This is a genomic window from Bradyrhizobium sp. ORS 111, assembly GCF_045571485.1.
GTDB lineage: Bacteria > Pseudomonadota > Alphaproteobacteria > Rhizobiales > Xanthobacteraceae > Bradyrhizobium.
In genome coordinates this window covers 1,447,424-1,466,048 of record NZ_CP120701.1, presented here as the reverse complement: position 1 = coordinate 1,466,048, position 18,625 = coordinate 1,447,424, and the positions used below count along the sequence as shown (strand labels likewise).

At 59.5% G+C, this 18,625-nt stretch carries 14 protein-coding genes and 3 pseudogenes; 12 read left to right on the top strand and 5 right to left on the bottom strand.

The window, feature by feature from the left end:
• Positions 1–645 precede the first annotated feature (645 nt).
• Complete coding sequence (locus P6U30_RS06810) at positions 646–1,272, top strand: DUF1236 domain-containing protein (RefSeq protein WP_407168693.1); 627 nt, start codon at positions 646–648, stop codon at positions 1,270–1,272.
• A gap of 273 nt (positions 1,273–1,545) precedes the next feature.
• On the opposite strand, the pseudogene P6U30_RS06805 reads toward P6U30_RS06810, so the two are convergent.
• Positions 1,546–2,606: pseudogene (locus P6U30_RS06805) on the bottom strand (ROK family protein).
• 145 nt (positions 2,607–2,751) lie between these two features.
• On the opposite strand from P6U30_RS06805, the gene P6U30_RS06800 reads away from it, so the two are divergent.
• The 4 genes and pseudogenes from P6U30_RS06800 to P6U30_RS06785 all read left to right on the top strand — a co-directional run.
• Positions 2,752–3,264 (top strand): ferritin-like domain-containing protein, encoded by a 513-nt coding sequence (locus P6U30_RS06800; protein WP_407168692.1) that lies wholly within the window; start codon positions 2,752–2,754, stop codon positions 3,262–3,264.
• A 385-nt stretch (positions 3,265–3,649) separates the two neighbouring features.
• Positions 3,650–4,513 (top strand): formate/nitrite transporter family protein, encoded by an 864-nt coding sequence (locus P6U30_RS06795; RefSeq protein ID WP_407168691.1) that lies wholly within the window; start codon positions 3,650–3,652, stop codon positions 4,511–4,513.
• 100 nt (positions 4,514–4,613) lie between these two features.
• Positions 4,614–4,814, top strand: coding sequence for a CsbD family protein (locus P6U30_RS06790; RefSeq protein ID WP_407168690.1), 201 nt, complete (start codon positions 4,614–4,616; stop codon positions 4,812–4,814).
• Between the two features lie 90 nt (positions 4,815–4,904).
• Positions 4,905–5,030: pseudogene (locus tag P6U30_RS06785) on the top strand (DUF3309 family protein); the annotation flags it as partial.
• Between the two features lie 615 nt (positions 5,031–5,645).
• Here P6U30_RS06785 and P6U30_RS06780 read toward each other — a convergent pair.
• A pseudogene (locus P6U30_RS06780) lies at positions 5,646–6,604 on the bottom strand (IS630 family transposase).
• Between the two features lie 229 nt (positions 6,605–6,833).
• Here P6U30_RS06780 and P6U30_RS06775 point away from each other — a divergent pair.
• The 3 genes from P6U30_RS06775 (at position 6,834) to P6U30_RS06765 (ending at position 10,415) form a co-directional block, all read left to right on the top strand.
• Positions 6,834–8,105 carry an NRAMP family divalent metal transporter gene (locus P6U30_RS06775; protein WP_407168689.1) on the top strand — a complete coding sequence of 424 codons (1,272 nt, stop codon included), beginning with the start codon at positions 6,834–6,836 and terminating at the stop codon, positions 8,103–8,105.
• Between the two features lie 576 nt (positions 8,106–8,681).
• Positions 8,682–9,857, top strand: a complete 1,176-nt coding sequence (locus P6U30_RS06770; RefSeq protein ID WP_407168688.1) for a zinc-dependent alcohol dehydrogenase — start codon at positions 8,682–8,684, stop codon at positions 9,855–9,857.
• Positions 9,858–9,875: 18 nt separating this feature from the next.
• Positions 9,876–10,415: a hypothetical protein gene (locus tag P6U30_RS06765; RefSeq protein WP_407168687.1), complete on the top strand. Its 540-nt coding sequence runs from the start codon at positions 9,876–9,878 to the stop codon at positions 10,413–10,415.
• Positions 10,416–10,602: 187 nt separating this feature from the next.
• Here the strand turns inward: P6U30_RS06765 and P6U30_RS06760 are convergent, their stop codons facing one another.
• The 3 genes from P6U30_RS06760 to P6U30_RS06750 all read right to left on the bottom strand — a co-directional run bounded on the left by P6U30_RS06760 (position 10,603) and on the right by P6U30_RS06750 (position 14,677).
• Positions 10,603–12,909 (bottom strand): FdhF/YdeP family oxidoreductase, encoded by a 2,307-nt coding sequence (locus P6U30_RS06760; protein ID WP_407170378.1) that lies wholly within the window; start codon positions 12,907–12,909, stop codon positions 10,603–10,605.
• Positions 12,910–13,391: 482 nt separating this feature from the next.
• Positions 13,392–14,210, bottom strand: coding sequence for a hypothetical protein (locus tag P6U30_RS06755; RefSeq protein ID WP_407168686.1), 819 nt, complete (start codon positions 14,208–14,210; stop codon positions 13,392–13,394).
• Positions 14,211–14,368: 158 nt separating this feature from the next.
• A complete protein-coding gene (locus P6U30_RS06750) occupies positions 14,369–14,677 on the bottom strand; it encodes a hypothetical protein (RefSeq protein ID WP_407168685.1) in 309 nt (102 codons plus the stop codon).
• Positions 14,678–15,032: 355 nt separating this feature from the next.
• Here P6U30_RS06750 and P6U30_RS06745 point away from each other — a divergent pair, with 355 nt between their 5' ends.
• The 4 genes from P6U30_RS06745 to P6U30_RS06730 are packed head-to-tail and all read left to right on the top strand — an operon-like array spanning position 15,033 to position 18,506.
• Positions 15,033–16,127 carry an inositol-3-phosphate synthase gene (locus P6U30_RS06745; RefSeq protein WP_407168684.1) on the top strand — a complete coding sequence of 365 codons (1,095 nt, stop codon included), beginning with the start codon at positions 15,033–15,035 and terminating at the stop codon, positions 16,125–16,127.
• Positions 16,128–16,133: 6 nt separating this feature from the next.
• Entirely contained in the window at positions 16,134–16,730 is a 597-nt protein-coding gene (locus P6U30_RS06740) for a histidine phosphatase family protein (RefSeq protein ID WP_407168683.1), read from the top strand.
• 58 nt (positions 16,731–16,788) lie between these two features.
• Positions 16,789–17,553, top strand: coding sequence for a TIGR04290 family methyltransferase (locus tag P6U30_RS06735; RefSeq protein WP_407168682.1), 765 nt, complete (start codon positions 16,789–16,791; stop codon positions 17,551–17,553).
• On the top strand, positions 17,553–18,506 hold the full coding sequence (locus P6U30_RS06730) for a beta-xylosidase (RefSeq protein WP_407168681.1): 954 nt from the start codon (positions 17,553–17,555) through the stop codon (positions 18,504–18,506). The genes P6U30_RS06735 and P6U30_RS06730 overlap by 1 nt, the downstream gene beginning before the upstream one ends.
• The last annotated feature ends 119 nt before the right edge of the window (positions 18,507–18,625 follow it).

Genomic DNA, 18,625 nt, shown 5'->3' with positions numbered 1-18,625 from the left:
GTCGCTAACCTGCTCGGAGCCGTGAGTGCCTAGGCCGCTGCAGTTGCCAGCGGTCGGCACCGCGACGGTGCGCCGCTCCCTGAAGGGGTGGCGCTGCCGACCGGGTCGGGCCGCGAATGATGAGGCGATAGGCGGACTGGTGTCGGGCGGAGCCGGCGCCCGCCAGATCCAATGGTATGCACGATGAGCAGGCCGCCGCGCTCCGGAAACCCGGCGGTGGTGGCGCGCTGAAGTGACCTCAGGCTCGCTTCGAAAGTGAAGCTGATTGCTGCTTCGAGTGTGCGACGAAAGGTCAGACGAGTGGTGGCCGACGCGACAGCCTTGCCTCACTAGCTATCGATGAGCGAGTCGACCGGCTTGCACGAGTTACGGGACATGCTGCACCGGCGAAGGTTCGTCTACTTCCATAAACGAGCCCGATAGGATCGGTAATCACCATAGGAACCGCACTCTCCTGCTTTCGTTGTCGCCGCGGACCACGCAAGCTAAGGAGATATTCAAATGACCCATCGCTTGTTGATTTCAGTCGCAGTTGCGGCGCTATTTGCCGGCACCGGCTTGGCGAACGCGCAAGGAACCGGCATGAGTAAGGACCAAGCTGGCGGAGGCGCAGCCACGCAGCACAGCGAACACGAAAAAGGAGGCATGAAGGGTTCTGAACATTCCACCAAGGGTGAAGCGTCAGGCATGAAGGGCTCGGAATCCGATAAGGGGCAACCGGGCGCCAGCGGCAAGAGCGCACAGGACACCGCTCCCGGCCAGAAGTCCAAGAGCACCGAGCATGAGACACAGGGCAAGGACATGAAGGCCGAGGAAGGCCGCAAAGGTGGTACCGTCGGCGAAGGCCGCGAGAAGAGCGGCGCCATGGAGAAGCAGAAAGGTATGGAGACCCAAAAGGGTGCGACCGAGCCGAAGGGCATGGAGACTCAGAAGGGCGCGACTGAGCAGAAGGGCGCGGAGACGCAGAAGGGCGCAACCGATACAAGCCGGTCGCAGACGACGACTGGCACGGCAGCCGCGGGCCCCCCAGCCGAGAAGCGCACCCAGATCACATCCGCAATTAAGTCGGAGAAGATCGAAGCGGCCACCGACGTGGACTTCAACGTCTCAGTGGGCACGACGATCCCGACGTCCGTCCGGCTCCATCCGCTTCCGCCCAAGGTCGTCGAGATCTATCCAGAGTGGCGTGGCTATGAGGTCGTCCTGGTCAAGGGAAGGTACGTGATCGTAAAGCCGGAGACGCACGAAATCGTCTACATCATCGAGGGCTGAATCAGTCGGCCATAACATAAAGAGTCTCCCGGGCCATCGAGTCGGGAGACATGATTCCTTCGGTTGCATTGGAGGGGACGATGCGACCGAAGGAACGGCGGCACAGTCCGATCAGGAAGGTTTCCGTCTCACCGACGATGCTAGCACAAAAAGTAGAGTGGCGATCTTTTCCTCTTCGAGGGAAACGATTACGGCGGCGCGCACCCTACAGCAAATCACCGCCGGTGCGATCCCACTGCTTCGATCGAACGATGTGATCGGGCGTTTGCCCGACTAACCTTTGCCGTTTCGGTTGGTAAAGTGCGCGTTGCCGAGACCCGTCCCGATGGTCAATACGCCCCAGCTCTTCACGTCCCGCATGAAAGGCATCTCGGACAAACCCTGCACCACGCCGTCGTTGTGCATGACGATGGCGGTGTCTTGCTCGCCGATCTGCGGAATGGCCCCGATCAGGTTGGCGGCAGATTGAACTTGCTGCTCTCCCAATTGCCAGGCAGGTTCTGCGCGCCCTTTTCGATGGAGCCGTCGCTCTTGACGATACCGGGACAGGCAATGCCTATGAACGGCGCGAGCTTGGATCCTTCCTTTTCCGCTTTGGCGATCAGACCCTGGAGCATCTTGACCAGATGTTTGACTGCCCCATCGCGGCTCGGATCGTCGTCCGCAAGACGCCAGAGCTCGGATTTCCAAACGATCGCCTTCGACAGGTCCGAAGTCTTTTTTCGCCGCATCTCCACCACGCCGCACCGGAAGTTGCTTCCCCCGATGTCGACCGTCAGAATCGAGTCGTAGCCTTCGAAGATCCAAGACGGTGCAAGGTGCATGGCCCCGATCAGTCCCTCCTCGTCCGGGTCATGCAGGATCGGAACCAACTCAACTTTGAAGTCCTCCGCCTTGAGGATAATTTCGGTGCGGCCGATGGCGAGTTCGCCGAGCCGACTGTCGCGGAAGCCACCGCCCACTACGATGGGTTCGGTTTTCTCCCAGGCCTTCGGCTCGAGGAAGCGTCGGGTTACGTGCGCGAGCTCCTGAGCGAAGTCCTCAATGACGCTGTGCACGACTGCTGCTGCTTCGGTGTCGTCGCCGACGAGTATGGCATCGAGCGCCTTCTTACTGATGTTCTCGGAGGGCTCATCCTCGAATGGGTCCTTGCCGGTCTTGCGCAGCCTCTTCCGCCAGCTGTTCAGGATCTCCCGAAAGGCGACCTTGCTAGCGCGGTCTCCAAGGAATCCGTCGTCCTTGAGCTCGAGGTTGAAGCTATCGATCTCCACCAATGGCAGGCGCGAGGCGCCATGCGTGGCGATGCCGGAGGTCGTGATCGTTTCGTCTACCATCCTGATTCCCGAACAAGCCGTGGCCTGCATCAACACGCGCTGCGAGCCTCCGTTCCTCTCGGGCTCCGAGTGACGCGTTGGTTGCCGAGGAACGACCGCCGGCCGGCCGCGTTGCATGCCGTCATCGCGAAAAGGGAGGTCGGGTATGGGTATCTTCACCAAGGACATCAAATCGATGGACGACCTGCTGATCCACGGTCTGCAGGACATCTATTATGCCGAGCAGCAGATTCTCAAATCGTTGCCCAAGATGATCGACAAGGCCACGAACCGAGACCTCGTTGCGGGCCTGAAGAACCATCTTGAAGAAACCAAGAACCAGGTCGAACGGCTCGACAAGGTCTTCGCCAAGCTCGGCAAGCAGCCGAGCGGCACGCAGTGTCCGGCGATCGAAGGCATTGTCCGGGAGGCGGACGACACCGCCGGCGAGATCGAGGACAAGGCCGTGCTGGACGCCGCGATCGTTGCGGCCGCGCAGGCCGTGGAGCATTACGAAATATGCCGTTACGGGACACTGATCGCCTGGGCCGAACAACTGGGCCACGACGAGATTGTGCGTTCCCTCACGACCAACTTGAACGAGGAAAAGGCCGCAAATACCAAGCTCAACACGGTGGCGCTGCGCAAGGGCGTCAACGCGAAGGCGTCGGCGGCCTGAGCTAGCCGTCCAGGCCATCCTAGCAGCTTCGCCGCACCGCGGGGTGGCCGGTCCGGCCCGCTCTTCCGACGGAACGCATCTTGCACGCGATACAGGCCGCAACTAAGGCCTTGCTAGCGGGCTCGGCTAACGCCTCACCCGGGCTCGCCTTATTTGTCCTGCCCCGCTCCGACCAACCGAGCGCTACCCGCCAAATATCGCCGAAGGAGCTATTGGGCGATGGGTATGACAACAGAGGTTGCCATTCATCACCCCTCGAATGCCGGCGGAATTCCTGTCGTCCGGAGAGCGTGCGCGACCCACTTGAATCCCGCGGCCACGCGGGAGGAACGGATCGTCATCAGAAGCTTTGGAGCTCCAAGACCAGCCCTCTTGAGCGCCAAGCGTGGAAAAGCCGAGCGAGCCAACCTCATTCAGCGCAGCGTCGAAGCTCGACGGCGTCTCGCCTCAGCAGACGAAGGAGATCGAGTCCCAAAGCAGACCGAGCGCCGCATTAATTCATGAGACGATCCGGGCGGAGGGCGAACAGGAACTGAAGCGGCACTGGTGGGCCATCCTCATATCGGGGCTTGCCGCAGGTCTGTCGATCGGCCTGTCACTCGTGGTGCAGGGAGAATTCCACGCCGCAATATCCGACGAGGCAGCACGGCGACTTTTTGCGCCGCTCGGCTATACCGTCGGCTTCCTCGTCGTGGTCCTGGGACGACAGCAGCTATTCACAGAGAACACGCTGACGCCGATTCTGCCGCTGCTTCATCACCGCACTCTCGCAATTCTAGTGAAGGTGCTCAAGCTTTGGGGACTGGTGCTTGCTTCGAACATCGCGGGGACGTGGGCCATCGGATACGGTCTCGCGCATACCGAGATCTTCGAACCGAAGGTCACGGATGCGTTTCTTGAGCTTGGCCGGCGCACGGTCGAAGGTTCGTTCTCTGCAACATTCCTTCGCGCCGTGTTTGCAGGCTGGCTGATCGCACTGATGATGTGGCTTCTGCCTGCGGCGAAGGGATCGCGGGCGCATATCATCGTGGTCATGACATACGTGGTCGCACTGGGCGAATTTTCCCACGTCATCGCAGGTTCGGTTGAGTGTGCTTTTCTGGTGGCGCGTGGGCAAGCATCACTTGGCCAATACGGTTATGATTTTTTCATCCCGACGCTGCTTGGCAACATTGTCGGCGGGACGACATTGGTTGCATTGTTGAACTACGGCCAGGTCGCGGCGGAGCTTGATAAAGCGGAAGAGTAGGCGATATCCTCCGAACGCGAGCAATCCGCGCAGCAGATGTCCAAGGAACGTCCGCGCGGTGTGACTGTTGAGCGGCTATCAGCATTTCCAGGAGATGGTCATGGACTGGAACCGAATCGAAGGCAATTGGAAGCAATTCAAGGGCGCGGCCAGGGAGAAATGGGGCAAGCTTACTGACGACGACCTCAACACGATCGAGGGCCACCGCGAGCAGCTGGAGGGCAAGCTCCAACAGCGCTACGGCATGGCCAAGGATCAGATCCGCAAGGACGTCGATGACTGGCTCAAGTCGCTACACTAGTGACTATGCTCGGCCACGCCGCGGCTCGCGGCTTTTCATGTCGAAGTCACAGCGATTGCGGCGTTGGACTACAAGCGCCGCTGCAACGGGATCATTTTAATCTTCTTGTTGATTGGAGCATTGCCAACGTGGCCTTACAGTGCTGGCTGGGGCAACTATCCCGGCGGTGGGATTGGCCTGATCCTCATTATCGTGGTCATGTTAGCCTCATGGGGCGCATTTGAATATTTGGCTGCTGCACACTCGCACTCGTCCGTTCGGTGGACCGCCGTGACCTACCACGTCGTGAGTACTTCGTTCCGTGACGTCCTTATGCGAGCAGAGATAAAGCCCAGGTTGACGCCTAATCGCGCAAGGTCGCAGCGCATTCGGCCTGACTTATCGACTTGGCCCGGAGACGCTTTGGGGGCTTTCAACCATTTCTGGCCCCGTCGAGGATGACTAACGCGGTCGGTCGAGCCGTTCGTGCCATCCGACTGAATGTAATTGTCCAGCGTTCAGCGATTGGACACATCTGTTAGACCGCGGTCCCCGGTGGGAACACGTACATATGTTCGCCGCGCACCATCAACTCGATTGATCCCATAGGCTATGTTGGAACATGTTCATGTATCCGATGATACTAGCGTTCATCCAATGCTGACGGGAGCGCAGCATCCGATCGCCTTACCGAGTATCGCGTTTGCCAGCCGCGCCGTCCGAATTTCAGCATCGAACGAACCCTCGACTTGCGATACACTCGCTATGGCTGCTCGCGCTTCATGATGCGATCTCATTTGCGGTTTTCGTCTGCAGCTTCTGCGGCGCCGTAACAGCCGATCGCGCGCTTACCTAGAGCGTTGGCCGATCAGGTTGCAAGTATCCTGCGGCAGCGAAGTAGTTTGAGGATTCTGCGGGCGTGTAGGTATCGATGATGCGCCCGACGGCATCCCAGAGGCCGCTGACGGTGCGTTCGGCGGCCTTTCGCAAGCTTGCTTTGAGCTTTGCGAAGGCATTCTCGATCGGGTTGAAGTCGGGGCTGTAAGACGGAAGGTAGAGGAGCGTTGCCCCAGCAGCCTCGATCATTTCGCGGACGCGTGGTCCTTTGTGGCTGGAGAGATTGTCCATGACGACGATGGGGAAGGCTGGAAGCTCGGGAACGAGGATCTTTTCGACATAGGTTTCGAAGGCATCGCGGTTGATGGGACCATCGAGCACCCAGGGTGCGATGATGCCGCGTGTGGTTAGAGCGGCGACGCAGGTTATCGTTTTCCAATGGCCGTGAGGAACGCTGGCCCGCGGGCGTTGGCCGCGCTGGCAACGGCCATGTGTTCGCGCCATGTTGGTCGACGCCCAGGTCTCGTCAATGAAGACGAGCCGGTCCCGATCAAGCTTGTCCTGACCCTCACGCCAGGCCTCGCGCCGCGTCAAGACATCCGGGCGATCCTGCTCTGAGGCATGGGCGGTTTTTTTTACGCGTGATCTTGTGGCGCTCGAAGGAGCGGCGGATCGTGCCATAGCCGAAGGACAAGCCTTGTTTGCCCAAGCTGTCGCAATTCCTCGATGGTGATATCGGGAGAGGTCTCGAGCAGCGCGATGATCGTCGCCTGATGGGCATCAATCCGGTGAGACTTGCGATCGCCGCCTTGAGCTCTCGGCTGGGCATCCCCCTGTTCCCGCTCGCGTGTGCGCCAGCGGCTCACGCTTGCCGGGCTTACCCCAAAGCGCTCGGCAGCCTGCCGGCCTGAAACGCCCCCTCCAATACAGCCAAGCACACGTTCGCGAAGATCCATCGACAGCGGTTTCGCCATGCCCGCCGGCCTCCAGTCCCGGCGAACAGCTTGAATCATCAAAACGCTGATTTGTGAATCCCCAGCGATTCAGTCCGATGGGCTCACGCTCTAGGTTAGGGTTTGAGCACAAATCCCCACACTTTACGGCTACCATAGGCCATGAGCAGACCTTCATAGGAACTACCTTGGATGGTCGCGCGTCTCAGTCAGGCCGCCTGAGATCGGTGGTGCAGTTGCGGTCGCACCTTTGGTCAATACCAACCATAACGCCGCTCCGAGTTGGCGCCGCGCAATCGGGCTTGGCCTCGTGACCGGGGCCGCCGACGACGACTGTTCGGCGATCGGGACCTATGCGAGTGCCGGCGCGCAATTTGGGCTGGCTCTTCTTTGGACGGCGCCGGTAACCCTTCCTATGATGTTTGCAGTCGTGTACCTCTCCTCAAAGCTCGGACAGGTGACCGGCAAGGGTTTGTTTCTGGTCGTCAAGGAACGATATCCGAAATGGATATTGTGGCCGATGCTGATTGGTGTACTTGCTGGCAACACGATTGAAGCCGCAGCCAATATTGCCGGAATGGCCGCGAGCCTGAATATCTTCGTGCCGGTGCCGCCGATGATGATCGCGGTGGGAGTCGCCGGAACGATCTTGCTGTTTCAACTGTTCGGCTCCTACAACCTCATCCGCAACGTCTTCCGCGTATTCGCACTTTCATTATTTGCCTACGTCGGCTCGGCAATTCTGGCCAAGCCCGATCCTTGGCAGGTTCTGCAAGGCACCTTCTTTCCTCATATCGAAGCGACCAGGGAGTTCCTTTCAATCCTCGTCGCGCTCATCGGCACGTCGTTATCAGCTTACCTCTATACCTGGCAGTCCAACATCGAAGTCGAAGAAAAGATTGCGGCAGGCAAGACCAGAACCACCGACCGCAAAGGTGCGAGCAAGCGAGATCTTGCGGATTCTCAACGGGATATCGCCGTGGGAATGGTCTTCTCGAACATCATCATGTATTTCATCATTCTATCGACCGGCACGACGTTGCACAACGCCGGTCAGACGAATATCGAGAATGCGACGCAAGCCGCTGAGGCGCTGCGTCCCTTGGTTGGCAACGCAGCCTCGTATCTGTTTGCCACCGGGATTGTTGCTGTGGGTTTTCTTGCTGTACCGGTCATGACGACGGGCGCCGCCTACGACGTGGCGCAAGCCATCGGCTGGAGGAGCAGCTTGCACGCGAAACCGCGTGACGCCAAGGCATTCTATGCTCTGATCGCGGCTTTCACTGCAGTCGCAGTGTTGCTGAACAGCTTTGGTTTCAATCCCATGAAGGCGTTAGTCTATGCTGGGATAGTGCAGGGCTTCTCGACCCCGCCGCTCCTCCTGTTCATCGTTCTCTTGACGAACGACCGCACGTTGATGGGAAACAAGGCCAACAGCTTTTGGCTAAAGCTGTTGAGCTGGATCACGGTGACGGCGATCTTCGCCGCCGACATCGGGCTGATCGTGAGCTGGTTGCTATGAGGATCGTTCGCCGATGGGACAATCCCATGTTTTTGTTGGTTGGCAGGAGGACGCCGAGTCCGACGCCTTACGCGCACCGATAGGCCCGCTGAACGCTGACCTTCGTGACGGCGGATGCGTGGTTGTCGGCGGAGCCGTCCTACTACGTCGAAAGAAAGCGGCAGACGCCTAAGGATTTTAACGGGCAACAACTGCCTCAACCTGTGCCTACGGACCGATGGCGACAGCCCTCTACAGATGCGAGTTTGAGACGAACGCGCGGAAACTCAAGTGCGCCGATAGACAGTCGGTGTTCAATGGTGCTCCCTTTCGCCTGGAGGGAGTACTCAGAGGGCCTGGACTTGCCCACGTTGTCAAAGGGACATGTGCAGCCTACCTTGCGCAAGGTCGATCAATTCGATTGGTGTCCGCCCTTCTGGGTCGAGCATTGCAGCGGGTATCGCGAGGTGGCTGAAAGGATCGTGGTTGCCTATGCCATCGTGGAACGAGCCTATCATGGCGAAGCCGAGCGAAATTCCAGGAAATTAGCAACCATCGCCGCGGCTCTGAATTGGAATTCATCGTTCGGAGGCGAAAATGAAAGCGCTAGTCTGGCACGGCAAGGAAGACATTCGCTGTGACGACGTGACTGATCCCAAAATCGAGGATGCGCGCGACGCCATCATTAGGGTCACCAGTTGCGCGATCTGCGGTTCGGACCTGCACCTATTTCACAACTTCATTCCCGGCATGCTTCCCGGCGACATCATGGGTCACGAAGCGATGGGCGAAGTGGTCGAGATCGGCGAGGGAATGGACGGCAAATTGAAAAAGGGCGATCGCATCGTGGTGCCGTTCACCATCATCTGCGGCAAATGCGAGCAGTGCAAACGCGGTAATTTCTCGGTGTGCGAGACCACGAACCGCAATCGCCATCTGGCCGAGAAGGTGTTCGGTCACACGACCGCCGGGCTGTTCGGGTATACCCATCTGACCGGCGGCTATCCAGGCGGCCAGGCCGAATATCTCCGCGTCCCCTTCGCTGACACGACCCACATCAAGATCCCTGACGGACTCTCCGATGAGCAGGTCCTGTTCCTCAGTGATATCTTGCCGACTGGCTGGCAGGCGGCTGCACAATGCGACATCGAGCCGACGGATACCGTGGCGATCTGGGGCTGCGGTCCGGTCGGCCAAATGGCGATCCGCAGCGCGGTCCTGCTCGGCGCGAATCAGGTAATCGCGATCGATTGCCTGGCCGACCGACTAAGCATGGCAAATGCGGGCGGCGCCACGGTCGTCAATTTCAGGTCCGACAGCGTGGCGGACCGGCTGCAGGACCTCACCGATGGACGGGGTCCGAACAAGTGCATCGATGCGACCGGCATGGAATCGCATATCATGCCTTCTCAACCGGACACATTGCTCGACCGCGCCAAGCAAATGCTGATGCTGGAGAGTGACCGCCCGCATGTGCTGCGCGAGATGATCTATCTCTGCCGCCCAGGCGGCATCCTCTCGATCGCCGGCGTCTACAGCGGCTTCTCCGACATGATCCCAATGGGCGCTCTAATGAACAAGGGTCTGACGGTCCGCACCGGCCAGACTCACGTGAGCCGCTGGTCCGACGACCTGCTGCGCCGGATTGCGGACGGCGAAATCGATCCCTCGTTCGTAATCACCCACACAGTCGATCTCGAACGGGGTCCCGAGATGTATCAGGTATTCCGCGACAAGCGGGACGGTTGCGTCAAGGTCGTGCTGAAGCCCTGATCATCCAGAACGGAAGTTATGACCATGTACTTCGCCAATATCATGCGTTCCAAGGGTGATCCGAAAATCGTGCGCAGCGGCCCGCGCCAAGGCGCTCCGGGAGGCCGGTTGGCCCGTGCACTCGGCTGGTTCAGCATCGGCCTTGGCGCGATGCAGCTGCTCGCGCCCCACCGCATTACGCGCCCGCTCGGAATGCGCGGCAACGAAGACTTGGTGCGTGTCTGCGGGGTCCGGGAGATCCTCAGCGGGATCGTCTCTTTGTCGGTGGACAGGAATGCAGGTCTGTGGAGTCGCGTGGTCGGCGACAGCTTGGACGCGGCTGCGCTGATGTCGGCGATGAGGCGCAACAATCCGAAAAAGCACAATGTCGCTCTGGCCTTACTCATGGTCGGCGGCATGGCCATGCTCGACTGGCGCGCCGCGCAGCAAACCATGCCGGCACGGCAGACTGGCCGTCGCCGGCTCTACCCAGATCGGAGCGGATTTCCCAGAGGACTCGCCGCGGCACGTGATGCAGCCAGAGGAGCTCTGTCTCACGCAAGCACGGGCAGCTCCTAGACGGACGGGGCTTGTCCGGGCTCCAGTCGCAGCAAGGCAGAATGGCTCTCAAGAAGGTGACGAAGCACTCTTACTGGCCCTTGTGATCGCCAGCGCCCTGGGCCGCTTTGTCGGCGGGTTCTAGCCCCCCTTTTTGACCCGGTTATTGCCGGCGGCCAGGATCGCGGGTCCGCAACGCGCGAACGGGTCAACGAGGTCCCTCTCGCCTCACGCGAACCGGAATCGATTTCGCGGCGGGTGTCTTTGCCTTCTTCTCGTGATGCCAGAGCGGCAGCAGCGGGTTGCACTCAGGATAATAGCCGGCCGCACATCCTTCCGGGATATTGTAGGCGACCACCCGCAGTCCCTGGACCTCCCGCGTTACGCCGTCGTCGACCGCTGTCGACAGCGTCACCATGCTCCCCTCGGCCAGCGCGAGCCGATTGATGTCGTTGCGGTGCATCAATACGACGCGACGCGACCCATAGATGCCACGAAAGCGATCGTCGTAGCTGTAAATCGTGGTGTTGAACTGACCGTTGCTGCGCAGTGTGATGAGTTGCACCACATCTTGATCGCGCGCTTCCGCGCCAGGATCGCTCGCCAGCGAGGACGGCACGATGAAGTTCGCTTTGCCGGTGGCCGTCTTCCACTGCCGATGACGCGCGCCGAGCGGACGGTGAAAGCCGCCCGGTTGCCAAAGCCGAGCATTGAAATCGTGAAAGATGTCAGGATACGTCGCCGCAATCGCATCGCGTATCCGGCTATAGTCCGCAACCCAATCGTCCCAGGGAATGGTCGAGCGACCCGGCGCCGCGGCCTTGGCCAATTCCGCGATGATCTTCGGTTCGGACAACAGGTGTGCGCTGGCGGCCGGCACTTGCCCCCGCGATCCATGCATGCAGCCGGTGGAATCCTCCATGGACACCGCCTGTCGCCCGCTCGCTTGCTCATCGAACTCGATGCGTCCGAGACATGGCAAGATATAAGAGACCTCGCCGTGGACCAGCGCGGAGCGATTGAGCTTGGTCAGGATGTTGACGGTCAGACGCAGCTTCCGCCACGCCGGCTCGACCAGGCGGTGCTCCGGAACAGAGCGCACGAGGTTGCCGCCAAGCAGAATCATCGCGCTCACCGACCTATCAATGATTTTCGCGCAAGCCTCGACCGTGGTCAGGCCCTTGCCTTCGGGCACGTCGATTCCGAACAGTTCTTTGATCTTGTCTGCCGGCACCATCTCCGGCTTTTCCGTGATGCCGACCGTCCGCTGCCCCTGCACGTTCGAGTGGCCACGCACCGGACAGATGCCGGCGCCCGCCTTGCCGATATTGCCCCGCATCAGCGCCAGATCGACCATGGTCTGCACGGTTTCCACACCTCGCTCGTGCTGCGTCAATCCCATGCCGTAGATGAACATGGCGGATTTCGCCTGCGCGTAGACCGCGGCGGCCGCCTCCAGCGCATCCCGCCTCAGTCCGGATCGCTGCTCGATCTCGGACCATTCACAACGGTTGACCGCCAAGGCGAAAGCGTCCCAGCCGTGCGTATGCTCGCGGACAAAGGCCCAATCCATCACAGGGTATCCGGGATCAGCGCGAGCTTCCCGCGCCAGCAATGCCTTGGCTATCCCCATCATCGCCGCTGTATCGCCGCCGCCCCTGACCTGATAATATTGGGAGCTGATGCGGGTCGGCGTATCCGTCAGCATCTCTCCCGGCGCCTGTGGATTGACAAACTCCTCCAGCCCGCGCTCCCGCAGCGGGTTGAACGTGACGATCGGGACGCCGCGGCGAGCCGCTTCCTGCAGTTGGTGCAACATGCGCGGGCTGGACGTGCCGACATTCTGTCCAAAGAAGAAGATGCAGTCGGTCCTCTCGAAGTCATCAAGCGTACAAGTGCCCACCGGAACTCCGATGCTCTCCGGCAGGGCGACAGACGTCGTTTCGTGGCACATGTTGGAGCTATCGGGAAGATTGTTGGTGCCGTAGGCGCGCGCAAACAGACCGTACATGAAGGCGGCTTCCAATGACGCGCGACCGGACGTATAGAAGACTGCGCTATCCGGTGGAAGCGCCTGAAGCTCGCGCCCGATCTCGGCGAACGCCTGCTGCCAACCAACAGGAAGATATTTATCGGTGGCGGCGTCCCATCGCATGGGATGAGTCAATCGGCCAGCCGCCTCGAGATGGTGATCATCCCAGCGTTCAAGTTCGGAAGCCGTCCTCTCGGCGAAGAACTCGGGCGTGACACGCTTATGCGTGATCTCCCACGTCGTCGCCTTGGCGCCGTTCTCGCAGAACTCGAAGACACGAGGATCGGCCGGCTTTGCCCAAGCGCAGCTGACGCACATGAAGCCATCCGTCTTGTTCTGATTGAGCAGAACACGCGCGCCCTTGAGTGGAACGTACTCGCGCGTCAGAGTTCTCGCCAGTGACTGCACTGATCCCCAACCGCCGGCCGGTCCATGATAGGGCTCGACCTCCAGGGTCCTACTCAATCTGCGCTTTCTTGTCATGATTACACCTCGACGATGGCAACCCGACTGAGGTGGATCTCTGCCGCGAAAGCGGAATGTGAGAGCTATGCTCAGCAGGAGGCGGACCGTTGCCCCGCCATTCAAGGTTCGCAACCGATATTGGTTCCTAGCAAGCAGGCGGAGCTGCCTCCGGATAGGAACATACCTTGAGCCGCGCGATTGAAGAATTTGGACTGCCAGTTCCTGAGAGCGCATGCGGGCCCGGCACCTCATCCTCGCGCTTGCGATATTCCTGACCGGATGTCAGCTAGAATTGCGCCTCGATCCGCGCGTTGCCGCGGCGCTCAACAAGGTTGCATTGATGCCGAACCGTTCCGGCGGGGCTCCGCCCAAAGTCTACTATGCGCTCGGAAAGCACTATGAGATTAATGCCTAAAATCTCGGCCAAGGTCGAGCGGGACGGCATCGAGGTGGAGCACTCGGCGACCTGGTTGGCGGAAGACTTCAATAGCAATGCCTCTTCACGCTGACGATCCATCCTTGCCACAAATGTCTCGGAGCGCGATCCTGCCAAGCAGCGCGCTTCGCACCTCCTCGACCACGGTAGCCCAATCGCCAGGACGCAGTTGGTGAAACAGCCGCAAGGTCGGATACCAGATCGACCGCTCTCCGGTCAGGGGCCAACGCCAGTCACAATCGGCGTGCAGCAGAACCCACGTTTCAAATCCGAGCGCGCCAGCCAAATGCGCAACCATCGAATCAACGCAGACCACGATGTCCATCTGCGCGATCGTATGTCCGAGCACAACGATATCTTGCGCGCTGATGTCCCTCGCGCCGATGCCAGCTGCCATTGAGGCGTCCACACCGCGTTGCAGCGAGTACAAGGTCACATTCTCGACCGCGAGCCGACGTAACAAACCTGCAGGGATGGACCGCCGCTTGTCCCAATCCCCAACTTCCCAAACCAGCCCGATCGCCAGCTTCTGGTCGGACTTCGCTATGGGATTCCCTCGTTCAGAAGGCAAACTGAGGTAGGGCACCTGCGTCGAGATAAGATCCCGTCCAGCCCTGATCGCGTGAGGAATCTCCATGATCTCAATGTCCACGTCGAACTCAGTCGCCGGCGCGCCCTCATGGAGAGCGATGGCTCGATCGACGCCTTCAATTCGCTCGACGATCTCCAGGAGTTCTGGCTGACACCAGACCGTCACGCCGCGCGCCAAGCTCCGCAACGCGGGTATGAAACGGACAAATTGAATGGTATCGCCGAGCCCGTGATAGCAGCGGACCAAGACACGTTTACACCGCAAATCCTCGCCATGCCAGATCCTCTGCATGTGACGTGGACCGCGATGTTTTGAGCCGCAATTCCCTCGAGCGGCAAGACACCGGTCGCTGATGTCCCAAGCTCGCCCAAAATCGCCCGCACGTATCGCCTCGACCCAATCCGACGTCGCTCTGCTCCCAATGGAGACCGGCCGAGGCGTCGATAGTATCACCTCGCATCCGATCGTCGTATAAATTTATGGAAACGGCTCGTCTTCCCATCCTTGGTGTGATCCTGATACAGGAAGGCTAGCTCGGCGTCATCAAACTTGCGGAAGAACTCATCCCATCCGATCTGCTCGAGCCCGGCGTCCGGCGGATCAAAGTCAACGCGCAGGATCCCCACGTGTCCATCTTCTCGCGACGCTTCAACTGTCGCCGGTCTGCCGTTCCGGACTTCGATCCAATGCCGGATCGCGCTGTGGTCAGTCGTTGTATGGGCTTCGGCACTTTCCGCGCCTGCGTGACGTTGGGCCATGAATGACTCTCGCTCATGATTAGGGTGCTATGACTAGGGCCTCGCAGCCCTGTCATTACGGGAATGAACGCGGGCGAGGAGGATTAGTTCTTGCTGCGACCATAGTCACTTCTTGATGCGGCCATAGCATGTCGGTCCGCTTAGCTTCTACATCTACATCTACATCTACATCTAAGGACGGGTCCATTCCCAGACCTTCCCCCTCGCTTCTATCCTGAGTTAATCGCTTCGCATATTCTCGGCGGGGCGGCGGCAGCGAGTTCATCTCGCGGCCAATCATCAGGAACGAACATACCTCCTGCACGTTCGCCGATGTACTTACGTTCGCGCAGACAATTCCGGAGGCCCTTGACCGATGCATTCACGTTTTCAGGATCGGCCGCGCGTCCGCGTTGGCATTGTCGGAGTTGGAAACTGCGCAAGTTCCCTTGTTCAAGGGCTCTCCTTCTACAAGGCGGCCACGTCGAACGAGCCCGTCCCCGGGCTGATGAATGCGAACATCGGAGGCTATCACGTCGGCGATATCGACATCGCCTGCGCGTTCGACGTCAGCGCAAAAAAGGTTGGCTACGATGTCGCAGACGCAATCTGGGCGACTCCGAACAACACTCATCAATTCTGCGAAGTGAGCAAAACTGGTGTTGTCGTACAAAAGGGACCTTTGCTGGATGGCATCGGCCGCTATCTCGAAAGTGATATTCCTGTTGATGAGGCACCGGCCGTCGATGTTACGAAAGTCCTGACAAACTCCCGGACCGATGTCCTCGTGTCCTACCTCCCCGTCGGAGCGCAACGTGCAGGCGAGTGGTATGCCGAACGAGCGCTGGAGGCAGGCTGTGGATTCGTCAACTGCATTCCAGTTTTCATCGCTTCTGATCGCGATTGGGGTCGCCGATTCGAGCTTGCTGGCCTTCCCATCATCGGAGATGATATTAAGAGCCAGGTCGGCGCAACCATAGTGCACCGCGTGCTTGCGAACCTATTTCGGGAACGAGGCGTCCGTCTCGATCGAACCTACCAGCTGAACGTTGGCGGAAATACCGACTTCAAGAATATGCTTGAACGTGATCGACTTGCGTCGAAAAAGCTATCGAAGACGCGAGCAGTCACCAGTCAATTCGAGGTACCGATCGACCCTGACAACGTTCATGTCGGCCCCAGCGACCATATTCCGTGGCTAACAGATCGCAAACTCGCGTTCATTCGACTCGAAGGGACAACCTTCGGAGGCGTCCCGCTTTCAGCCGACGTCAAGCTGGAGGTTTGGGACTCGCCGAATTCGGCGGGCGTCGTTATTGATGCTGTACGCTGCGTCAAACTTGCCCTTGATCGTGGGATCGCAGGTGTCTTGGATGGCCCGTCGAGCTACTTCATGAAATCACCGCCACGGCAATTTACCGACGAAGAAGCGCGGCGTCGAACGCGTGAATTTATCGACGCGGAGCGGTGATTCTTCATGGCAACGACCGTTCACCTAGTTCGGCACGGACATCATGGTCTGCTCGAACAACTCCTTTGCGGACGACTAATCGGCATTTCGATTGATACACTTGGCCGCGAGCAAATGGCGCGTTGCGCCGAGCGAATGCATCCCATGCCCGACGCCATCAGGTCGAGCCCTCAGCAGCGCGCCAAGCAGTCTGCAGACATCCTGGGTGACGCGTTCGGACTTGCCGTGCAACTGTTCAACGAAGTCGATGAGATCGATTATGGCGGTTGGACCGGTCGCAGTTTTGCGGACCTTCACGACAATCACGATTGGCTCCGATGGAACGAACAGCGCGCCTACTGCCGCCCGCCGGGCGGCGAAAGCATGGAAGAACTGCAACGGCGTGTGGTTGGCGGGCTGCGACGGCTAGAACGTGAGCAAGGCGCCGCGACGATCGCGGTTGTGACGCATGCAGAACCGATTCGAGCTGCGATACTGTACTGCGCCGGTGTGCCGCTCGATAGGTATTCCCTCATAGATGTCGGTTTGGCAAGTATCAGCACGTTGTCGATCGAACACGGGCGCCTTGCTGCCGTTTGCGTCAATCAGGAGGTACCTACATGACCACGCTGTTCGGCGAAACGAGCAATATGCCCCTGGCCACGAGCAAACGGGACGGCGAATGACAGCAAAGACATTCCCGAGAGATGAACTTCGGCGACGCATCGAAGCACTCGGCCCATGGTTTCATAACCTCGACCTCAACGGCGTCAGTACTGCTCCCTTGCACTTCCTTGGAGACTATCCCAGCGTGAAGTGGCAGCGCTTTTGCGACATCGTTCCCGATGACCTCAACGGAATGAGCGTACTCGACATCGGCTGCAACGCCGGTTTTTATGCACTGGAGATGAAGCGTCGCGGCGCGGCGCGTGTCCTCGGCCTCGACACAGACGACGAATACCTAGCCCAAGCGCGGTTTGCCTCCGAAGTGACCGGCCTTGAGATCGAGCTGCGGAAGTTATCGGCCTACGACGTTGGTCAGCTTCGAGAAAAGTTCGATCTCGTGATCTTCATGGGGGTCCTGTACCACCTGCGGCATCCGTTGCTCGCACTCGATCTGATTCACGAACATGTTGCGAGTGACCTCCTGCTATTCCAATCCATGCTCCGCGGTAACGAGAGCGTCGAGTCCCTCGACACCAATTACGACTTCTGGACAACTGATCAATTCGATTGTCCGGGCTACCCGAAGCTTCACTTTATCGAGCACAAGTACGCCGATGATCCCACCAACTGGTGGGTGCCGAACCGCGCTTGCGTCGAAGCCATGCTGCGCAGTGCCGGGTTCGCTATCACGGCTCATCCGGAAGATGAAGTGTACCTCTGCAAAAGGGTCTCACACGAACAGACGACACAGTCCCAACATCCACCTCAGGGCTCACTCTGATGATCGAGGCCGCCAAGATCTGGAATGAGCCCAACAATAAATCGCACTGGGATATTCAACTTGATCCCGGCTGGATCAAGTTCGGAGAACTCGCGGTCGCCGCCGGCAAGGCCATTCGCGACGTCCATGCGACATTGCCACGAATCCTCGGCGGCATGTCGCCGATCGATCCATCCTTTATGAGAACCATGCGGTCTCGCGGCGTGCTCGATCACGTCGACGCAATTGGCGTACATGGCTTTCCACTGGATTGGAATCTGTGGCAGATTGATGAGTGGCCGAGCAAGTTGGCGGGTATCGAGGCTGAGGTCGGGCTGCCTATTTGGGTGACGGAGGTCGGCGTGTCATCGTTCGGCGCTGAGGAGGTCCAAGCGTGGGGCTTGGAGCGCACCGCGGAACTGCTGATCGGCCGTGCGCCAAGAATTCACTGGTACAGCCTCTATGACCTGCCGTCGACGTGGGAGGCTACCACCCGCCACAAGGAAGCGGAAGGGTCCTCCTACTATAGGCATTTTCACATGGGACTCTTGCGCGCCGACGGATCTCCCAAGCAGGCTGTGAGCTCATATGAGCGGCATGCCGCCTCGATAGGGCTATGCCAATGGTTTCACTTCGAGGATCACAGGCTCAACGATGCCGCGAATTGGATGCGCCGCCTCGGCGTAAGGCATCTGAGAACGGGCATATCTTGGGCAGACAGCTTCCGCCCGAACGCGCTCGACTGGTTTGACCGGCAGATGGATGCTCTTGCCGACTTCGACGTTACTTTAACCTTTTGCTTCACGCCCGAGCATCGAGGCGTTATCCCACATCACACCAGTCCACCACTGGATCCAAACGAATTTGCCGATTTCTGCGCAGGAGCAGTGGAGCGGTATTGCGCCAAGACCGGCGTGGTGCACCGTCCGTCGCGGCAGTCGAGCGGATCGCACGCGGCAATCGATATCGCCTGATGAAGCGGAGGCAAGCCGTGATTGCCACCCAAGAGCAATGGCGCGCAGACGCGTTGACATGAGTCTGGGACACGAGCCATTTGCCGCTCGCTTGCCGGCGACAGCAGCTACAACTCTTA